Origin of the sequence: Spirillospora sp. NPDC049652 (assembly GCF_040675125.1) — a bacterium.
In the GTDB taxonomy this organism is placed as follows: Bacteria; Actinomycetota; Actinomycetes; order Streptosporangiales; family Streptosporangiaceae; genus Spirillospora.
The window spans coordinates 1-1690 of record NZ_JBFAOF010001265.1 but is presented as its reverse complement, the minus strand read 5'-3'; the positions used below and the strand labels follow the sequence as shown (position 1 = coordinate 1690).

Sequence of the window (1690 nt, the reverse complement as noted above, 5' to 3'; positions counted from 1 at the left end):
ACACAACACTCTCCCCAAACCCGCCCCTCTCCCTTCCGGGGGGGGGGCGGGGCGGGGGGGGGGGGGGGGGGGGCCGCCGCCGTCGCGGCCGTCCCGGACGGGACGCCGCGCTCGGCCATGGCGATCCCGGTCGCCGGGCCCTGGCGCCCGGCGCACGGGCACGTGGACGTGACCTGGTCGGTCGACACCTCGCAGAAGCTGGTGGCGCTGACCTTCGACGACGGCCCGATGCCGAACTGGACCGGGATGGTCCACGACATCCTGGACGCCGAGAAGGCCAAGGCCACGTTCTTCATGGTCGGCGAGCGGGCGGTCGCCAACGCGAAGATCATCCACGGTCGGATGGACCGGCACGAGGCCGGCAACCACACCTGGGCGCACAAGGACATGGCGCGCCTGACCCACGCCGAGGCCGTGGACGCCATCCACCGGGCGCACAAGGCGATCGCGACGATCACCGGCAAGGAGCCCCGGCACCTGCGGCCGCCCTTCGGGCAGCTCGGCGGCACCACCATGAGCGCGGCGGGCCAGCTCGGCTACGACCTGACGCTCTGGGGCATCAAGATGCTCGAGAAGACCTACGAGCACCACCCGCAGGGCCTGGTCGACTACATCGTCGGCAACGTCCAGCCGGGGACGATCGTCCTCGCGCACGACCACGGGAACCCCGACCGGCTCGTGGCGCTGCGGAACCTGGCGGCGATGATCCGGGGCGTGCGCGCCAAGGGCTTCGAGTTCGTCACGGTGTCCGAGCTGCACGCGGCGTCCGGGCCGCCCGCCCCCGCCTCCGCGCAGCCGCCGGCCCGCTCCCCCTCCCCGCTCACCGGACACTGACCCGGAGGCGGCCCGCCCGTCGGAGCGGGGTCCGGTCGCGGGGCGGGAACCGGCGGCTCAGGAACCGGCGGGCCAGGCGTCGGCGATCAGCCGCCGGGTGTCGCGGAGCAGCTGCGGCAGCACCTTGGTCCGGCCGACCACCGGCATGAAGTTGGTGTCACCGCCCCACCGCGGCACGACGTGCTGGTGCAGGTGGGCGGCGATGCCCGCGCCCGCGACCATGCCGAGGTTCATGCCGACGTTGAAGCCCTGCGCGCCGCTCGCCGCGCGCAGGGCGGTGATGGCCCGGCGGGTGAAGACGGCGAGCTCGGTGTACTGCTCCTCGTCCAGCTCGGTGTAGTCGGCGACATGCTGGTACGGGATGACCATCAGGTGCCCGGAGTTGTACGGGTAGAGGTTCAGCACCGCGTAGACCGCGCTGCCCCGCGCCACGATCAGGCCGTCCTCGTCGCCCATCTTGGGGATCTCGCAGAACGGGCAGCCGCCGTCGTCGCCGGTCGCCTTGTCCTCGCCCTTGATGTAGGCCATCCGGTGCGGTGTCCAGAGGCGCTGGAAGCTGTCGGGGACGCCCCCGCCGCCGCGCTCCTCCTCCATCTCCGGCAGCGGCGGGCCCGCCGCTCCCGTCCCGGGCGCGGCGCCGCGCCCCTCCGGCATCACGGGCCCCTTCGGCTCTACGCTCAAGGCGGCGCTCTCCTTTACTGACGGCCTGACCAGCAGCATAAAGAGGATCGCCGGGTGATCCGACTCCGGGTGCCGGGGGGCCAGGTCAGGCGGCGTGCTGAGGCGCGGGATCCGCTGCTTCACCACCACCCCGCACGTCAACCCGCCGGTGCTGGTGACGCTCACCCTCTACGGC

At 73.2% G+C, this 1690-nt stretch carries 2 protein-coding genes; one reads left to right on the top strand and one right to left on the bottom strand.

The window, feature by feature from the left end:
* Positions 1–117: 117 nt before the first annotated feature.
* Positions 118–834 (top strand): polysaccharide deacetylase family protein, encoded by a 717-nt coding sequence (locus AB0J52_RS39265; RefSeq protein ID WP_500188171.1) that lies wholly within the window; start codon positions 118–120, stop codon positions 832–834.
* Positions 835–891: 57 nt separating this feature from the next.
* Here AB0J52_RS39265 and AB0J52_RS39260 read toward each other — a convergent pair whose 3' ends face one another.
* A complete protein-coding gene (locus tag AB0J52_RS39260; RefSeq protein WP_500188173.1) occupies positions 892–1428 on the bottom strand; it encodes an HIT family protein in 537 nt (178 codons plus the stop codon).
* Positions 1429–1690 lie beyond the last annotated feature (262 nt).

What these genes read in the sequence shown, in the direction of transcription:
- AB0J52_RS39260 (WP_500188173.1), bottom strand. Translation starts at nt 1,428, where the DNA reads ATGGAGGAGGAGCGCGGCGGCGGGGGCGTCCCCGACAGCTTCCAGCGC.
- AB0J52_RS39265 (WP_500188171.1), top strand. Translation starts at nt 118, where the DNA reads ATGGCGATCCCGGTCGCCGGGCCCTGGCGCCCGGCGCACGGGCACGTG.